Raw genomic sequence first — 17,338 nt, 5'->3', positions numbered from 1 at the left:
ATGACCAAGCGGAACCGGAAATTGCCGAACTATCCGGCAACTAGCAGGGTTGCACGAAATCGCTTGTTAGACAGAAGTCGCCAGGTCTTTTCTTCAGCACCTATGACTGCTTCCATGGCTTGGTGGAATGCGCCGGTTGGTATTTTTCGGCTTTGGCCGACTGTGGATGGATTCAGTGATTCTTTTTCAGGTACATCCGCCAGTTTTGCTGGCATCTTCGAGAACTTTCATTGCCGGCTTCGGTTCGAATGCGGCATCCAACAATCCGAAGTTTTGTTCTCGGTCTCCCTTGTCGATTCCGCGATCCACGAGGCTGTAGACGAATAGCTTCGACACGTAGCCACCCCGACGGGCTTCGTTGATTCCGTCGCGGAGAATGGCTGCCTGATCGGCTGTGGTAACAGAGGTCGGATCGTTACCGGTCGGCGAACCGAATTCGGTCGCCCATATCGTCTTGGCGGCGTCGCCGTTGTCGATCATGGTCTGGCGCATTGTTTTCATCCGAAAGAACGCATTCCAACTCTTGGTGAGTGGGTCCGAGGGCATGGCAGGGAAGCTGTACGGATGCATTCCGACGGCGTCGAAATGGGTCCGTACTCCTGACTGGTACATCTCGGAAAGGAAGGTGGTGGGACTGATGTTCACACCGTCGTCGGGGGCCGGTGAGAGTCCACCCGAAACTATCGTTGCATGGGGCTGAACCCGCTTGATCGCCGCGCTGGAGAGGGACAGAAGTGTCGAATAGTAGGTGGGGTCCGGCGCGGGATTGAAGAACATGTGGAGGTTGGGTTCGTTCCATATTTCCCAGGCCGAAATCGCATCGCCGTAGCGCTGGGCGGCGATGGCCGCGAAGGTGGCGAACGTCGCGGGGTCGGCTGGTTTGGTGTGCGAATCGGAGGCGGGTGCTTTCGAGTCCCGTGCCCACGCCGGCGTGTACGTGATCAGAGCAAGTACTTCGAGCCCTGCCGATTTCGAGGCCTCCACAAGTCGATCGGTACCCGACCAATCGAACTGCCCTTGCTCAGCTTCGATGGAAGACCAGTCGACGTCGAATCTGACCCAACTCGAGCCCGAATCCCGGACTGCGTCGACGTTGATCTCGATATCGGATTTCGGGAGTGCCGTATAGCCGGCTCCCAGAGCGATTCCGAGGTCATCGATGGGCGGCGCTACCGGGCAAGGTTCGTACGACGTGGACACCGACGAATGGAGTAACGCTCCGACGGTCACGAGAACTGTGGCGACTGCGGCCATCCGAACATATCTAGTCATTGACGAGTTCCTGCAGCATCGCGGGTAGATTCTTCTTGATGTCGTAGCGCTCGACTACCCGCCGCCGACCCTTTCCGGCAAGTTCGGTGCGGCACGCGTGGTCCGCCAGCAGTCTGGATATCTCGGAGGCCAGTTGAGATGCGTCGCCAACCGCGACCAGCGAGCCGGCGCCGTCGGCGAGAACCTCGCTCGTACCGCCGTGGTTCGTTCCGATAACCGGTACACCCGCGCTCATTGCTTCGAGAAGCACCAGAGGTCCCGCTTCCGGTGACGTGCTGGCCGAAATAGCCAGGTCCCATCGCTGCACGGTGCTCAATGCATCGACATGGCCGAGGAACCGAACGCGGCCGGCGAGATCCGGGAGCGCTGAACGGCGTTGCAACTCTTCGACGTACGTTTCGTCGCCCGGGAACGCGGTGCCGGCGACCTCCAGAGTGATCTCGGGTATTTCGGCTACTGCGTCGAGCAAGACCTGGTGGCCTTTCCACGGCGTGATCGAGCCCATGATCCCGATGACTCCTGTTGCGGGAGAATTGATGTCGACGACGTCGGCCGGTACCGGGACACCGAGCCGCGAGATAGTGGTGTGAACACCGAGCTGGCGCACGGGAACGGCGGTGGGTCCGGACACTGCGACAGCTTTGACGATGGCAGGCTTCGCGATTCGAACCACGATTCGTTGCTTGGCGCTCGAGAGGGTGTCGTGTACCAACCATGTGGCACCGCCGTCGACCCCACCGAGTCTGATTGCCGGAAGCGCGAACAGCGAATTCACTATGACGGTCGCATTCGATCCTCGTGTTCGGGAGGCAATGACACGTCCGGCTTTACGCCAGTTCTTCACGACCGTCGTGATCGCGGAGATGCGGTCGAATCCGCTTTCACCGCGTAGGCCCAGAACCGGGAGTTCGATGATTTCGGCAATGTCGGCCGCGCGCTTGCGTAGCGGTCCTTCTGCGCATGCGAGGACTACGGAGTGCCCGCGTACTTTGGCCAATCGCATGAGTTCGAGCATGACAAGTTCGGCACCGGACACTTCTCCGGTGTGACTGACGAATACGAGCGTGCGAGTCACGCATTTCCTCCACGTGGTCTGACGAGTGAGGTCAAGGACTTTCCGTCCGAGATGGGGAGCCTTGCGATGATTCCGATCATCATGATCGGTGCAACGAGCGAAACAGCGAGCCATGGAATTCCGAATCTCTCCACGCACAGCGTTCCCAGAACGACTACGCCGGCGCAGACGGCGGAGATGATCGTGAACGGCACTGCCGGAAAGAGTTTCCGAACGGGGAGTGTGCGAAATACCACTATCCAGATTGCCGCGAAGAGGAGAATCTCGGTGGCAACCGTGGCGATTGCGGCTCCGTTGAAAGACATTCGGGGAATGAGGACCAGGTTGATCACAACGTTGATCACCAAACCGCCGATGGCGATCCAAGGATACGTGCGGTGGCGACCACTCGCGACCAGGACCATGAGACCCAACTGGGTCAGCATGGAAAAGCAGGTTCCCAGGACGAGGAGACGAGTGGATGTATCGGCGGCAGCAAATCTTGAGCCGTACAGCAGGGCAAGAACTTCGGTTGCGGCGGGCCAGAATGCGACCAGTGCGGCACTCCCCATCAACGTGAGCACGATGAATGCCTCGCGACTGCGCTGCCGGAAGACATCGAGCTGGTCCGGCCAAGCCGATACCAGCAGGGTCGTGACCGGGGTGACCACCGTGATCGCGACTATCGACAAGAGGTCGGCGAACTTGTAGCCGATGGTGTACAGGCCGACGGAATCGAAGGTGTCGAGCTTACCGAGGAGAAGCACGTCTACTTTCGACAGCAGTGTGACGAAGGCGAATCCGATGCTCAGCGGTATCGCCTCGATGAGCATTTCGCGCCATCGCCGAAACTGGACGCGTGACGACGGCCGCGGTCCGGCGATCCCTTTTCGCACTCCACGAATTTTGATGACGGCGGCGACTACTTCGTTGGCGACGGCTGGAAGGACAAGAACGACAAGTACCGGGTTCCACAGCACCGCGGCGATAGTCGCGATCAATTGGACAAGCTGTCCCAGGCCTTCGGCGATAGCCACATATGTCATTCGCAGACGGCTCTGGTACATGACGGAAAGCGCGTGGCTCGGTGTTGCGACCACGACGACCAAGCCGGCAATCGCCGTTGCTTCGACGACGTCGGCGGGGTAGCCGAGAACCCATACGTATCCGACTGCCAACACGTATCCGAACAAGCCGAGGGCGATACGAAGCGAGATGAAGGCCGACGTGACCAGAGATACGTCCCACGGGTTGCTCTCGACCAATTTCGCGAGGACGACTCTGCCGACGCCGAGGTCGGTGATGACGGACAAGAGCCCCAACAACCCGAAAATCAGTGAGAACTGGCCGAATTGCTCCGGGCTGATCGATCGAGCGATCAGAACGGAGCCAATCCAACCCATCGCGGCGACGGCAACTCGGCTCGCCAGCATGATGACGGTGCTTCGACGAGCTGCATTCGCAGTCAGTTCCGGAACGGACGGGCCGTGAATCTTGGCCGCTCGCTCCAGGCTTTCCCGCTCGAACTTGTCGACGGCAGCCTGTCGGAGTTCGGCGAATTCGCGTTCCGAAACTCGGCTGACCGCGGATTGTCGACGCTTCGTCATGAATGCCAACTCACACCCTCAGTCCCGCTGATCGATAGCTGTCGACGGTGAGTTCAGCGGTTCGAGTCCAGGTCGATCGCGCCGCGACTTCAGGTGCCGCGGATCGAAGGGTGCGGTTGAAGTCGGCATCGTCGATCACCGATCGGAGTGCTCGAACCCAGGAATCCTTGTCGTGAGTTTTCACCAGGACAGCGCCGTTGTCGGCGAAATCGGGGAGCGCGCCTACGGCGCTGGCGACCACCGCGCCGCCACATGCCATGGCTTCGAGCGGTGGGAGTCCGAATCCTTCGTATCGCGACGAGTACGCGACGGCCGTAGCCGCTGAATACAGTGCGGGAAGATCCTCTGTCGCAACGTAACCGAGGCCGACAGAGTGTTCCGGAGCATCGGGTCCCGTGGAACCGGAACCGGCGAGAAGAAACGGTATGTCCAGTTCACGGCAGGCGTCGGCTACCAACCCGACATCCTTGCGGGGCTCGATCGTCCCGACTTGGAGTACAAATCGTTCGGGAAGACCGAGGCGTCCCCGTACATCCGCGACTTCGGCGTCGGTGGGCACGGTGGCCCACGACGCCGGCGCCAGGGGGGTGACCACAGCGTCGCGACCACTCAAGGCTTTGATGCGTTCGGCCGTGAAGTCGGATACCGCGATGATGACATCTGCCTTACGCAGCGCCATGGACAGAAGTTGTCGCTCGCCGGTGGCCCGAAACTTACTGAATGCCCATGGGACGTCGAACACTGACATGTCGTGGAAGGTCGATACGGTCAGGCCTCGCTGCCGTAACGGAATATCGACGTCGAGACTGTGGAAGAGGTCAGTTCCGCTGATCGGGACGATCGCCCACGCTGCTCGGCGGACGCCGGCGACGACGGGACGGCTGATCGATTCCATCGCCGGCGGAAGCTCACCGATTGCGTCCTGTTGCACAGTGGCGCTCAGCTTTGCGGAAGCGCCGATCAACGGAACTAGCTCGGAGAGGAGCTCACGGGCGTAGGTCTGGACCCCACCACCGCCGGGTCGGAGGGCCATGGCTCCGTAGGTGATTCCGGACCGAGTGGCGCGGTTTTCTCCGAGTGGTGTTGGCTCAGTGCGCATCCTGCGGTTCCTATCAGTAACCAGAAGTAAAGGTCGAGTGGAAAAATTTCGAAGTAGGTCGAGACCAGGGACGCGACGCATGCGGCGATGATCGAGGCACTCACGCCTAACGAGAGAGCGCCGTCCTGGCCGGGGAGGATGCGCGATGCACGGAGTCCCGTGACGGCCGCCGACACCAAGATCAACGTGAATACCCACAGCCCGATCGGTCCCAGCTCGACGGCGACCTTCATGTAGTAGTTGTCAGGCTGGTACGGGATCAGACGCAGCGTCGTAGCTGCCTTGATCGTCAATGTGTTGATCATGGGATGCGCCAGTTCCGCGGCCTTCGCTGCAGCAGACCCGGTCGCGCCGACACCTTGTCCGAGTGGATTCACCCACAGTGAGCTGACCGTCTCCGACCAACCGTTGCCACGTTCCTCGAGACTGTTCGAGGAGAACAACGCTTTCATCACGGAAGTGGGCGTGAGAAGGAGAGCGATCGGGATTGCAGCGGCTGCGGCAGCGAACAGCACCAGCAGCGACTTGTACTTGTAGATCGCCAGCCAGAGGAGACCGGCAGCGAAACCGATGTAGCTGGCCCGCACGATGGACACCCCCATACCGGCGATCATGATGGGCGTGGCGGCAAGGAAGATCATGTTCCGCAGACGCGTCGGCTCGTTGAGACTGACGGACAACCCCACAACTAGGCTGAGCATCACGTACAGGCCGAATGCGAACGGACCGGTGAACGTGCTGAAACTCCGCAGAATCCCACCGGTGATACGTATCTCCTCAGTGTAGCTGTACCCGAGACCGACGAGGAATTCGGGTCCGACCACTTGTTGAAGCAGACCGACCACTGCGGCGAGGATTCCCACCCCCATCAGGATCGAGACGAGATGATCACGATCCTCACGAGTGAACGGCGCGCGCCACAGAATGAGGGGAAGCAGCATGTAGAAGTAGGTGATCTTGATCGAGCCGAGACTCCCCAGACCGGACAGGGTGAATGCCGACACGCACCCCATCGCCACCCACACGACTGCTGCGGGCCACCACGGCATCGACGGCCGAATGACTCCGTGGCGATTCGGACTCAGGAAAGCGCATATCAAGGTGAGGAGGATGAGACCTTCCTTCCACCCCGCCAACGCCGTGCCGTTCGGGATGATCGCCAGCAACCCGTGCAACGGGGCGAACAGCGCCACCAGCAGGACGCCACGCTGTGGCCGCTGGTAAATGGCCGCGCACACGACGGCACCCAGTACCGCACCGATCAGCAGGGTGGCGATATTCACATCGACCGTCCGCTCGTCGTTCGCGAGACGCACTGTCCCGGTTTCGATCCTCCGAACTGGGTGGCGACGGCGGAAACTGCCGAGGACTGGATGAGGGTTCGAAGGTCACGGTGATATGCCGGGTGGTCACCGACGGGCGCCATGATGGCGTCGAAGTCGTACCCGCGACGAGCCATTCTGGCGATCCCTTCGGGCCCACGCTGTTGCCGGAACCAATCGACATCCGCCGGCGAGAGAACCACCGTCGCGTGCACGCCCTTCTTGTCGAGTGCATCGAGCAGCACCTCGGGAACCTGGGTAATTCCCCTCTGCCCCAACAGCTTCCATGCGAGGTACGGCAATCGGGACTGTAGTTGAGCTTTGAGGGAGGCCTTGAACGGCAGCTTCTGCTTCTCGCCGTCAGAAATGGCCCGCGGAGCCTCCGGCAACACGGCGTCGACGAGCGACTTCTTCCGTCGTACCGACCACAGGATCATGTCGACGAGAACGGTGGAACGGGCGCCGACTTTCAGAGCGACCGATGCTGCGGTCCAGCCGCCGGAGCACAATCCCGCCAGAATCAGATTCTTGGGGTCCGCGCCCAGAGCGTCGACGGCAGCCAGGGCGTCCTCGTCGGCGTTTCGGGAATACACAGCGGTCGGCATGTCGGCGCGAATCGGTCCGGTGTCACCGACACCACGACGGTCGAATCGAAGGCTGGTCACCCCGTGTTCAGCAGCCTCACGCGCGATAGTCACCCATGAGCGGCCTGGGCCACAGCGGTGCTCCACAGCTGTGGTGTAGAACAACAAGCCTCGCTCGGGAGTGGGCGGGGCCAGAGTGCCTCCAGGCGATTCTGTTCCAGCGGGATGGGTACGTATCGCAAACAGTTTGCTGGGTCCCACGCGTTCGAGTGATTCGAAAACCTCGTCGCCACTGGGTGTCACTGCGACACGTGCCGTCGTGGTAATCGCCGGAGTGAAAGCGTGCGAAGTCACCGGGGCGTGCTCAGCCACCCATTCGGCCAGTTCTTCGATGTGGTCGTAAGGAATGTCGACGTAGAAACTGGGGGGCGAGGTGAACGCGTCGTGGTTCTCCAAGATCATCATCTCGGGATCGAGAGTTGCTGCGAGCCCGGCGACAGCCCTGCTCTCCACTACCGAAGACTTCACGGCCAGAAGCGTGTGCGGGCGTCCGAGAAATGGCCCGGTGATGCGGAGACGTGACAATTGGTCGGCGCATTCGGGTGCCAGCACGCCACCCATGATCGACACGCGTGAGTCGGTGGGATCGTCCTCTCCGACGCTGATCGCATAGAACGCACGTTGTTCCCTGAGGTAGTTGCGGCCGGTCAGAATTGGGTCCCACAGGACTATCGAGTTGACGGTCCCACATGCCTCCAATGCCGACGCTGCCAGTAGTGCCCCTACCCTCAGTCCAACGATGCTCACGGATTCTGCGCCCGCCCGTCGGACGTAGTCCACAGCACTGACAATGCTCTCCAGCCAGAAGGTGAGAGCGACAGGATCGTCTTCTGCGCCGGCTGAGTCGCCGACTCCCGCGTACTCGAAACGAAAAGCAGCCATTCCTCGTGCCGCGAGTTTTTCGCCGAGTAGTCGCATGCCGCGATAGGTGTCGATGTGCTCCTTGCCCAGCGGGGGACACATGACCACGGCTTCACGGGCAGTGCCCGAGATGGGTACGTGAACGAATCCGAGCAACGGCTTGTCTGCCGACCCGAACCATGTGGCCAGTTGGGTCTCGATGGTGATCACTCCCGGTCAAGTTCGGTTGCCTGTATGTTGCTGGTAAACATACCATTGGCCCGTTTGAGCGCGTAGAGACAGTCTCTAGGTCTGTGAAGCGTAGAAAAAGCGCATAGGAGTCCGAAATGTCAGGTGTACTCGTCCACGAATGGATCGAGCGTTCAGGCGGCGCAGAGAAGGTGCTGGACGAGTTCGTCAACTGTTATCCGGATGCTGACCTGTACTGTCTGTGGAACGATGCTCCGGGGCGTTACTCGACGACCGATGTCAACGAAAGTGTGCTCGCTGCAACACCATTGCGCCGTAGCAAAGCGCTCTCATTGCCCGTCATGCCGTTCACCTGGCGAGGGTTGGAGAATCGCGGCTATGACTTCGCGCTGATCAGTTCCCACGTGTTCGCCCATCACGCAACATTCAAAGAGCAGTCTGCGCGATTCCGGAAATTCGTCTACGTGCACACCCCCGCCAGGTACGTGTGGAATCCCGAACTGGACGAGCGTGGAAACTCGCCACTCGCGAGGCTGGGATCACCCATTCTGCGCAAAATCGACCGCAAACGGGCGTCAGAGGGGGCTTCGTTCGCAGCGAACAGCGAGTTTGTTCGTCGGCGGGTCGAGCGCGCCTGGGGCGTGCAATCGCGGGTCATTCACCCCCCGGTGGACGTCGATCGGATCTCCGCCGTCGATGATTGGCGATCCAGATTGAGCGAAAACGAGCTTCAGCTACTATCCAGTTTGCCGTCGCCATTCGTTCTCGGTGCCTCCAGGTTCATTCCGTACAAGCGATTGGACTGGGTGATCCGGGCAGCCGAGCGGGCCGGGACGGCTGCTGTCATCGCAGGGTCGGGCCCGGAAGAGGATCGGCTCCGCGCAATGGCTGACTCTGCGTCGGTTCCCGTTCGAATTGTTCGTCGCCCCTCGGATGCGTTGCTTTTCGCGCTGTATCAGCAGGCACTCGCATACGTCTTTCCGGCGATCGAAGACTTCGGAATCATGCCGGTGGAGGCGATGGCTGCGGGTGCGCGCGTGATTACGAACAGCATCGGGGGAGCGTCGGAAACCGTGACACCTGGTGTCGATGGACTCCATTTTCACGACGACAGTTGGGAATCGGTGGCCGAGTGCATCCGAGATATCGCCGTGGTAGACGTGAATGGTGCACGCTCCCACGAGAAGTACTCCGTGCGCAGATTTCGTTCCGAGATCGCTACCTGGACTGGTGTCCCGGTCTTCGGCTACGCGAACAGCGTGGAGCCCCAGTAGCTCCCGTCGGCGAGACCACCAGGGCAGGCGAAGACTGCAGAACCGACGTGCTGGATGTATTCGTTCAACGCATCGTGCCGCGAAAGGTTCTGCTGCATCGGAACAAACTGCTCGACTGGATTCCGGCAATACGCGACGAAGAACAGTCCCGCGTCCAGGTGGCCGAAGCCGTCGGAGCCGTCGGTGAAGTTGTATCCGCGGCGCAGGATCTGAATCCCACCGAGTTCCTCGGCCGAGGCCAGGCGCACGTGTGAATTCTCTGGGATGACGTAGTCGTGTCCCATTTTGGAGTCGAGATCGAGCTCATCGAACTCGTCTTTGCCGCCGAGCGGCGCTCCTCTCCGTTTGGAGCGGCCGATGACGGCTTCCTGTTCCTTGAGAACTGCGCGGTCCCACTGCTCGATCAGCATCCGAATGCGTCTGGCGACGAGGAACGATCCGCCCGCCATCCAGGCCTGATCGTCGTTGGGGCCGACCCAGACGTGCTGGGCGAGCGCGTCTGGATCTTCTGCCTTGATGTTGGCGGTTCCGTCCTTGAACCCGAACAGATTTCGTGGTGTCGCCTGCGTCGTCGAGGTCGAGGACGTTCGTCCGAACCCGAGTTGCGACCATTTGACCGACGCAGTCCCGAAAGCGACTCGTGCGAGGTTGCGGATCGCATGCACGGCAACCTGGGGATCGTTGGCGCACGCTTGGATGGCGATGTCACCCCCGCTGCGGTTCGCATCGAGGTTGTCCGCACGGAAGTGGGGAAGGTCCAGTAGGGCAGCAGGTTTCTTGTCCGCGAGCCCAAAACGGTCGTCGAAAAGGGACGGTCCGAATCCGATGGTCAGGGTGAGTTGCGACGGCGCGAGATCGAGTGCCTCGCCGGTATCGCTCGGCGGTGCGTACGGGCCGTCGCCGGTCGCGCCGTCCTCGGTTGCTTCCTGACCCGCAGTCATTCGTTCGGCCATCGCTGTCCACGTCTGCAGCAGCGTGATCAGTTCGTCACGTGATTTCGTCGTTACGTCGAAAGCGACGAAGTGCATGCGATCCTGGGCCGGCGTCGTGATGCCTGCCTGATGTTCACCGCGGAAGGTCACCACATCTGCGTGATTTGCGCCGGAATTGTCGTCGGCGGTCACCCGTCCGATGACGGCACCGGCACCGGCCAGGACTGCGCCGGCTCCCACGGCGCCGAACAATCGGCGTCGTGAAACTCCCTGCGGTGCTGCGTTTTCCGCAGCGGGCGTGCCTTCTGGTGAATCAGTCATCTACTGCCCCGCAACTACTTCCTGGACCTGGCTGACCTCGGCGGACAGGGCATCGATTTTACGTGAGAGTTCCTGACGCTGCGCCTCGGTAACGGTGTCGTAGTAAACAAATCCGTCGCCGACGCGGAATTGTGCCAGCGCGGCGTCGAGGTCGGCGAATCGGTCGGCGATGCGCTGGGCGAGCTCTGGATTACGTTCCTGCAGAATCGGGTTCAGTGCCGCGATCGCAGCTTGCGAGCCGTCGACGTTGGCCTGGAAGTCCCACAGGTCGGTATGCGAGAAGATGTCTTCCTCACCGGTGATCTTGGAAGTCGAGATCTCGTCGAGCAGTCCTTGGGCGTCGCCGGCGATCTTGGTTGGATCGATCGTGTAGTCCTCGGCGTTCACCTGATCGGCAAGATATTGAATGTCTTCGAGCAGTTGATCGGCGACTGCGTTGGTATCCGGCTGCAGTCCGGTGACCCACAAATCCTTCTCGAGGCGGTGGAATCCCGTCCAGACCTGACCGGGCTCCAGATCTGCTTCGCGCAGGTCCAGCTTGGGATCGAGTTCGCCGAAGCTCTCGGCTTCGGGCTCGATGCGCTCGTAGTAGGTACGTGCGATCGGGAACAGTGCCTTCGCCTGGTCGACGTTGGCGGACTGGACGGCGGCGACGAACTGAGCTGCGGTGTCCTGCAGCGCGACGATCTGGCTGCGGATGTACCGCCGGTAACCGTCGGCAGCTTCGGCGAGTTGGCCGCTCTCGTCGGTGGCCGCCTGCGAATCGCCCGTGACGACGAAGTCCTGACGGATGCCGGTTCCGACCATGCCCGGCTTGCATGCGAGTTGATAGGTCGCAGCCTCGGGGAGAGAGACGATCAGCTGCCGGGTAAGGCCGGGGCCGATGTTCTCGACTTCACCCATCGCTCGATCACCCTCGGCGAAGACGTAGAACTCGGTGACCTTCGAGCCGTTGTTCGTCACCTGGAACGTCGAACTGCCAGTAGTTCCGGTGGTGGCACTGACGTCACACGAATCGTCGGTGGCCGTGACGACGATGTCGCCGTCGCTCGCCGTCGTCTTCTCGGTGCACGCGGCGAGGGAGAAGGGAAGTACCGCAGCCGTGGCCAGTACGAGGGTGGATTTACGCATGTCGGCAATGCCTCTCAGGATTTCTCGGGAACGTGTGTGTCGTGCGCAGGCGGGGTTGTCGGCGCCGAAGGGCTAGACGGAAGGGGACGCAGGAAGAGCGCGAGGACGACTACGAGGTAGACGACCCACGCGACGGCTTGCAGGACGGTCGGGTCCGGGCGGAAGTTGAAGATTCCGGCGAGGACGGTGCCGTACCAGGTCGACGGGTCATAGCCGGGCGTCAGGTTGAACGCGAGATTCGAACCGCCCGGCAAGACGTTTCCGGTCTGTAGAGCGCGAACACCGTACGAGAGGATTCCGGCGGCAACCACGATAAGGAAGATCGCTGTGTACCGGAAGAACGTCGTCAGGTTGAGACGGAGGGCGCCGAAGTACATGGCGACGGTCAAGACGGCGGCCACGAGGATTCCGAGGAGCAATCCGACCAACGGCCAGGAGCTGCCCGCGGTGTTCTCGGCATATCCGACCATGAGCAACGCCGTCTCGACGCCTTCACGACCAACAGCGAAGAACGACAGCGACAGAATGGCGACGGGGCCGGCGATCAGCGCCCTTTCCATTCCGGCTTTCAGATCCCCGGAAATGTTCTTCGCTGCCGTGCGCATCCACAGGACCATGATCGTGACGATGACAACGGCGATCAGGGAGGCAACGCCTGCGATGATCTCGGCGGTCAAGCCGTCGACCGTCGATGTTCCGTAGTGGATCGCGAAGAAGATGATCGCCACCATCGCGACGGCGATCGCGACGCCGAGCCACACCCATTTGAGTGCGTCCTTGCGCTGAGCCTTCACTAGGTAGGCAGCGAGAATCATCACCACGATGCCTGCTTCGAGGCCTTCGCGCAGACCGATCAGGCCACTACCGAATAGCTGAGTGGCAACTGACGGTGTGCTCGCGGCAGCGAGTACCGACACGGGCACGGGCGACTCCTGACTGAGTGGGTGAAACAGGTTCGGACAGCTTCATCAGGCTAGGCCAGCCTTAACTCAGAAAAAGATACTCCACAATCAGTGGGGAACCATGCCCTGACCTGTACTTTTGCTGTTCTTTACCAATGGATCGGGGAGTAGTTCGCTCGCATGTGGATGATGGAAGGGTGTACCGAACCTTCGCTGCCCGCAGAAGTCCCCGGCGTCTCTCGCGAGCCGTTGCCGCAGTAGCTGCTGGAACAGCTTTGCTGTGTGTAGGTGCCGTGGCGTGTGGATCGAATGAACCGAAGGTTGCTATTCCCGAGGGTATACCCCCAGGTAGCGGCTCTCCGACACCGCCGATCGACATCAACGCTCCCGGCCGCAGTGCTGATCAACTTGCTGATTGGGCGGCGGGATTGTCCGACGACATCGGGATCGGTACCACTGCGCTCGAGGCATACGGGTATGCCGCTGCGGTCATGGCCGAGACGCTTCCCGGCTGCGGAATCGGGTGGACAACTCTGGCCGGTATCGGCAGCGTCGAGAGCCGCCACGGGACATACGACGGTTCGTCGGTCGACGCGTTGGGTCAGGTCGCCCCGATCATTCGGGGAATCCCTCTCGACGGTGGCCCGGGAGTCGCCGAGATTCCCGACACGGACGGCGGAGCGATGGACGGCGATCCCGTGCACGACCGCGCCATGGGGCCCATGCAGTTCATCCCTGAGACGTGGCTCAAATGGGGTGTCGACGCCAACGGCGACGGCCGCGTGGACCCGGACAACATCGACGACGCCGCCCTCACCGCTGCCCGTTACCTGTGTGCACGTGGGGGAGACCTCACTACCGCTGCCGGGTGGCAGCAGGCGCTGATGGCGTACAACCTCTCGGGTGACTATCTCGCGCTGGTTCGTGATCGTGCGTCGGCATATTCAGTCGGGGTTCGGCCGGACTGACGGTGGTCGATCCGCAGGTCGGGGACATGACCGCGCGTCGATAAAGAAGCCTTCGGCCGGTGCGGTTAGGCTGTGTGCTGGCACTACAGAGGTGCTGGCACTGCAGAGGCCCAGCCGCGATCGTGGTCCTCTGTCGACCGGAGGGGTCGGAGCCCAAGTGTCAAGCACGCAGTGCGTGCCCCAATGCGAAGCCCATTCGAAGGAGAACCACACAGTGGCCAGTATTGAGCAGGTCGGAGCTCGCGAGATCCTTGATTCCCGTGGCAACCCCACGGTTGAGGTCGAGGTTCTGCTCGAAGACGGAAGTTTCGCCAGGGCTGCGGTGCCGTCCGGCGCTTCGACCGGTGAGCACGAAGCCGTCGAACTGCGCGACGGTGGCGCGCGCTACGGCGGCAAGGGCGTCGAGAAGGCCGTAGAGGCTGTGCTCGGCGAGATCGCTCCTGCCATCATCGGCATCGACGCGACCGAGCAGCGCACGGTCGACCAGGCGCTACTCGACGCAGACGGCACCCCGGACAAGTCCCGCCTCGGCGCAAACGCTTTGCTCGGTGCCTCGCTTGCCGTCGCTCGCGCCGCTGCCGAGTCCTCGGGCCTGGAGCTGTTCCGTTACGTCGGTGGCCCCAACGCTCACGTACTCCCCGTCCCGATGATGAACATCCTCAACGGTGGCGCACACGCCGACACCGGTGTCGACGTCCAGGAATTCATGGTTGCGCCCATCGGCGCACCGAGCTTCAAGGAATCGCTGCGCTGGGGCACCGAGGTCTACCACTCCCTGAAGTCCGTTCTCAAGGAGAAGGGCCTCTCCACCGGTCTCGGTGACGAAGGCGGATTCGCTCCGGACGTCGCTGGCACCAAGGAAGCACTCGACCTCATCACGATCGCCGTGAACAAGACCGGCCTCAAGCTGGGTACCGACGTCGCGCTCGCTCTCGACGTCGCTGCCACCGAGTTCTACACCGACGGCACCGGCTACAAGTTCGAGGGCAAGAACCGCACTGCGGCCGAGATGGCGGCGTTCTACGCCGACCTCATCGACGCATACCCCCTCGTTTCCATCGAGGATCCGCTCGACGAAGACGACTGGGACGGCTGGGTTGCGCTCACCGATCAGATCGGCAACAAGATCCAGCTCGTCGGCGACGACCTTTTCGTCACCAACCCCGAGCGTCTCGAAGAAGGCATCGTCAAGGGCGCGGCCAACGCACTCCTGGTGAAGGTCAACCAGATCGGCACCCTGACCGAGACCCTCGACGCTGTCGATCTCGCTCACCGCAACGGTTACAAGACGATGATGAGCCACCGGTCCGGCGAGACCGAGGACACCACCATCGCCGACCTCGCAGTTGCCGTCGGCAGCGGCCAGATCAAGACCGGTGCTCCGGCCCGCAGCGAGCGCGTTGCCAAGTACAACCAGCTGCTGCGTATCGAGGAGAACCTCGGCGATGCAGCACGTTACGCCGGCGAGGTCGCGTTCCCGCGCTTCGCTTTCGAGGCCTGACGGAAATCTAAGATTCAGTAGTGTCTGCACAGCGCGGTAAGCCACGATCCCCCGGCGGAAGTCCGGGGGGTCGTGGTTCCCGTCGTGGAGACACACCGTCTCGCACGCGTCGCGACAGCGCCCGACGCTCACGGGCGTCGGAACCTTCGGTAGATCCGGCAGCGGTTGATTCTGCTGTGACAGACCCCGCGCAGTCGGGAGCCTCGACAGAGAAGGCGTCGGCGCGCGGGTCGAAGTCGGCTCGAGGGAAGAGCGGAACCAACAAGTTCTGGTCTCGGCTTCCCAAGTCGGACAACACCATTTTCGGGTTGTCCACCAGCCGGGCCGTGGTGCTCGCGATGGTTGTACTCATGTTGGCGCTGACACTGGCAGTGCCGCTGCGTACTTACATCAGCCAGCGATCGGACGCCGCCCAGGTGGCGGCCGAACGTCAGGTGCTCGAGGAAGAGCTGCGAAAGCTGCAGGGGCAGAACGCACGCTTCGACGACCCTGCATACATCGAAGCTCTTGCACGAGAACGCCTTCGGTACGTCAAACCGGGCGAGACACCTTATCAGGTTCAGCTTCCCGGTGACTACAAGGAACCAGAGAAGAAGCAGGAAAAGGAAACACCGCTGACAGGTCCGTGGTATCGCGATCTGTGGCAAACGATTTCGGAACCGCCAGTGGTTCCCGAGACGACGACACCGGCCCCGATGCCGTTGGCGCCGATAGAGCCAGAAGAACAAGGAGTACCCACCGGGTGAGCAACACGTCCGAAAATTCCCCGCAGGTTTCACAGGCGGACCTCGACGCCGTTGCCGCTCAATTGGGCCGTGAGCCACGCGGAGTGATCGAGATCGCGTACCGCAGCCCGGACGGTCAGCCGGGCGTCGTCAAGACTGCCCCCAAACTTCCGGACGGAACACCGTTCCCGACGTTGTACTACCTCACCGACCCGCGACTGACTGCCGAAGCCAGCCGTCAGGAATCCGCCGGCGTCATGCGAGAGATGACCGAACGTCTGACGCAGGATCCCGAACTGGCCGCGGCTTACCGCAGGGCGTACGAGTCGTACCTCGCCGAGCGTGACGCGATCGAATCTCTCGGAACCGACTTTGCCGGTGGTGGGATGCCGGATCGTGTCAAGTGCCTGCACGTGCTGATGGCGCATTCGCTTGCCAAGGGTCCCGGCGTGAATCCGCTCGGTGACGAGTCCGTCGCGTTGGCCGGTCACGGAAAGCTCCGCGGCACTGCAATTCCCGCGGACTGGCCTGGCATCGACGATGCCGACAACGCCGACCAGTGACTCGCCGTGTCGCCGCAGTCGATTGCGGTACCAACTCCATTCGACTGCTGATCGCCGACGTCGGCGCCGACGGTCGTCTGGTGGATGTCCGGCGCGAGATGCGCGTCGTGCGACTCGGTCAAGGTGTTGATGCGACAGGGACATTCGCGCCCGAAGCCATCGAACGCACCCGGGTCGCGCTGGTCGAGTACGCGTCGATGATTGCCGACGCCGGAGCAACCGCCGTTCGCATGGTCGCCACCTCGGCTACTCGCGACGCTGCGAATCGGGAAGACTTCTTCACGATGACGCGGGACGTGCTCGGTGCGGTGATTCCCGGATCAGGAGCAGAGGTGATCACCGGTGACGAAGAGGCACGCCTCTCGTTCAGCGGTGCTGTGGGAGAACTCGATCCGTCCGAGGGCCCCTTCGTGGTGGTAGATCTCGGCGGCGGATCCACTGAAGTCGTCCTCGGCGGTGCTTCAGGCGTCGAAGCTGCGTACTCCACCGACATCGGCTGCGTGCGCGTCACGGAGCGGTGCCTACCGTCGGATCCGCCTACGGCAGAGCAGGTTTCCGAGGCGACGGCTTTTGCGACCGCGAAATTGGCCGAGGCGTTCGAGGCCGTACCCGTCGAGAAGGCGCACACGTGGGTGGGTGTCGCTGGAACCATGACGACGCTGGCCGCGATCGCGCAGGATCTTCCGGAGTACGACGCCGAGAAGGTGCACCTGTCGAGGATTCCGTTCAATCAACTGTTCGACGTGTGTGAGCGCCTTATCGTTATGCCGCGAGTTGAGCGTGCTGCCTTCGGTCCGATGCATCCGGGGCGGGTAGACGTCATCGGCGGCGGAGCGATCATCACCACGGTGCTGGCTCAGAGCTTCGAGGCCAAAGCCGGGATCACCGAACTGGTTGTCAGCGAACACGACATCCTCGACGGCATCGCGATGTCGATAGCTCAGACCCACCCGATAGTCTGATTCCCGACGCA

15 protein-coding genes are annotated in these 17,338 nt (G+C 61.8%); 6 read left to right on the top strand and 9 right to left on the bottom strand.

The features are described from left to right. Positions 1–186 precede the first annotated feature (186 nt). From ACSW29_RS14160 to ACSW29_RS14135, 6 genes are read right to left on the bottom strand one after another with little or no spacing between them, the layout of a single operon-like run. Positions 187–1,272, bottom strand: a complete 1,086-nt coding sequence (locus ACSW29_RS14160; protein WP_230814235.1) for a GH39 family glycosyl hydrolase — start codon at positions 1,270–1,272, stop codon at positions 187–189. Further along, positions 1,265–2,347, bottom strand: a complete 1,083-nt coding sequence (locus tag ACSW29_RS14155; RefSeq protein WP_317827223.1) for a glycosyltransferase family 4 protein — start codon at positions 2,345–2,347, stop codon at positions 1,265–1,267. Before ACSW29_RS14155 ends, ACSW29_RS14160 begins: the two co-directional genes overlap by 8 nt. Continuing rightward, positions 2,344–3,933, bottom strand: a complete 1,590-nt coding sequence (locus ACSW29_RS14150) for a flippase (protein WP_448277528.1) — start codon at positions 3,931–3,933, stop codon at positions 2,344–2,346. The genes ACSW29_RS14155 and ACSW29_RS14150 overlap by 4 nt, the downstream gene beginning before the upstream one ends. 10 nt (positions 3,934–3,943) lie before the next feature. Then, entirely contained in the window at positions 3,944–4,966 is a 1,023-nt protein-coding gene (locus ACSW29_RS14145) for a glycosyltransferase family 4 protein (RefSeq protein WP_448277527.1), read from the bottom strand. Then, the gene (locus ACSW29_RS14140; protein ID WP_448277526.1) at positions 4,903–6,348 is read right to left on the bottom strand and encodes an O-antigen ligase family protein; all 1,446 of its coding nucleotides are present in this window, start codon (positions 6,346–6,348) and stop codon (positions 4,903–4,905) included. The genes ACSW29_RS14145 and ACSW29_RS14140 overlap by 64 nt, the downstream gene beginning before the upstream one ends. After that, positions 6,312–8,069, bottom strand: coding sequence for an alpha/beta hydrolase family protein (locus ACSW29_RS14135; protein ID WP_317827218.1), 1,758 nt, complete (start codon positions 8,067–8,069; stop codon positions 6,312–6,314). Before ACSW29_RS14135 ends, ACSW29_RS14140 begins: the two co-directional genes overlap by 37 nt. Before the next feature lie 116 nt (positions 8,070–8,185). Between ACSW29_RS14135 and ACSW29_RS14130 the strand changes: the two genes are divergently transcribed. Next, entirely contained in the window at positions 8,186–9,322 is a 1,137-nt protein-coding gene (locus tag ACSW29_RS14130) for a glycosyltransferase (RefSeq protein WP_230814229.1), read from the top strand. On the opposite strand, the gene efeB is transcribed toward ACSW29_RS14130, so the two are convergent. The 3 genes from efeB to efeU are packed head-to-tail and all read right to left on the bottom strand — an operon-like array spanning position 9,295 to position 12,623. Beyond that, on the bottom strand, positions 9,295–10,575 hold the full coding sequence (gene efeB, locus ACSW29_RS14125) for an iron uptake transporter deferrochelatase/peroxidase subunit (RefSeq protein WP_448277525.1): 1,281 nt from the start codon (positions 10,573–10,575) through the stop codon (positions 9,295–9,297). The genes ACSW29_RS14130 and efeB overlap by 28 nt on opposite strands. Beyond that, positions 10,576–11,706: an iron uptake system protein EfeO gene (gene efeO / locus ACSW29_RS14120; protein ID WP_230814227.1), complete on the bottom strand. Its 1,131-nt coding sequence runs from the start codon at positions 11,704–11,706 to the stop codon at positions 10,576–10,578. A gap of 14 nt (positions 11,707–11,720) precedes the next feature. Continuing rightward, complete coding sequence (gene efeU, locus ACSW29_RS14115) at positions 11,721–12,623, bottom strand: iron uptake transporter permease EfeU (protein ID WP_230814730.1); 903 nt, start codon at positions 12,621–12,623, stop codon at positions 11,721–11,723. Positions 12,624–12,763: 140 nt separating this feature from the next. On the opposite strand from efeU, the gene ACSW29_RS14110 reads away from it, so the two are divergent. The 5 genes from ACSW29_RS14110 (at position 12,764) to ACSW29_RS14090 (ending at position 17,327) form a co-directional block, all read left to right on the top strand. After that, a complete protein-coding gene (locus tag ACSW29_RS14110; RefSeq protein WP_448277524.1) occupies positions 12,764–13,576 on the top strand; it encodes a lytic transglycosylase domain-containing protein in 813 nt (270 codons plus the stop codon). A 214-nt stretch (positions 13,577–13,790) separates the two neighbouring features. Continuing rightward, the gene (eno, locus tag ACSW29_RS14105) at positions 13,791–15,077 is read left to right on the top strand and encodes a phosphopyruvate hydratase (protein ID WP_347874312.1); all 1,287 of its coding nucleotides are present in this window, start codon (positions 13,791–13,793) and stop codon (positions 15,075–15,077) included. Positions 15,078–15,097: 20 nt separating this feature from the next. Then, positions 15,098–15,823: an FtsB family cell division protein gene (locus tag ACSW29_RS14100; protein WP_448277523.1), complete on the top strand. Its 726-nt coding sequence runs from the start codon at positions 15,098–15,100 to the stop codon at positions 15,821–15,823. Further along, positions 15,820–16,365 carry a DUF501 domain-containing protein gene (locus tag ACSW29_RS14095; protein WP_448277522.1) on the top strand — a complete coding sequence of 182 codons (546 nt, stop codon included), beginning with the start codon at positions 15,820–15,822 and terminating at the stop codon, positions 16,363–16,365. Before ACSW29_RS14100 ends, ACSW29_RS14095 begins: the two co-directional genes overlap by 4 nt. Next, positions 16,362–17,327, top strand: coding sequence for a Ppx/GppA phosphatase family protein (locus ACSW29_RS14090; protein WP_448277521.1), 966 nt, complete (start codon positions 16,362–16,364; stop codon positions 17,325–17,327). Before ACSW29_RS14095 ends, ACSW29_RS14090 begins: the two co-directional genes overlap by 4 nt. Positions 17,328–17,338: the final 11 nt, after the last annotated feature.

Source organism: Rhodococcus sp. GB-02 (assembly GCF_053470465.1).
Note: the sequence above shows the minus strand (reverse complement) of the source record. Positions and strands in the feature narration are given on the sequence as shown.

Coding starts and splice junctions, on each gene's coding strand:
- efeO (WP_230814227.1), bottom strand. CDS start 11,706: ATGCGTAAATCCACCCTCGTACTGGCCACGGCTGCGGTACTTCCCTTC.
- ACSW29_RS14145 (WP_448277527.1), bottom strand. CDS start 4,966: ATGGCCCTCCGACCCGGCGGTGGTGGGGTCCAGACCTACGCCCGTGAG.
- efeB (WP_448277525.1), bottom strand. CDS start 10,575: ATGACTGATTCACCAGAAGGCACGCCCGCTGCGGAAAACGCAGCACCG.
- ACSW29_RS14160 (WP_230814235.1), bottom strand. CDS start 1,272: ATGACTAGATATGTTCGGATGGCCGCAGTCGCCACAGTTCTCGTGACC.
- ACSW29_RS14110 (WP_448277524.1), top strand. CDS start 12,764: ATGGATCGGGGAGTAGTTCGCTCGCATGTGGATGATGGAAGGGTGTAC.
- ACSW29_RS14130 (WP_230814229.1), top strand. CDS start 8,186: ATGTCAGGTGTACTCGTCCACGAATGGATCGAGCGTTCAGGCGGCGCA.
- ACSW29_RS14150 (WP_448277528.1), bottom strand. CDS start 3,933: ATGACGAAGCGTCGACAATCCGCGGTCAGCCGAGTTTCGGAACGCGAA.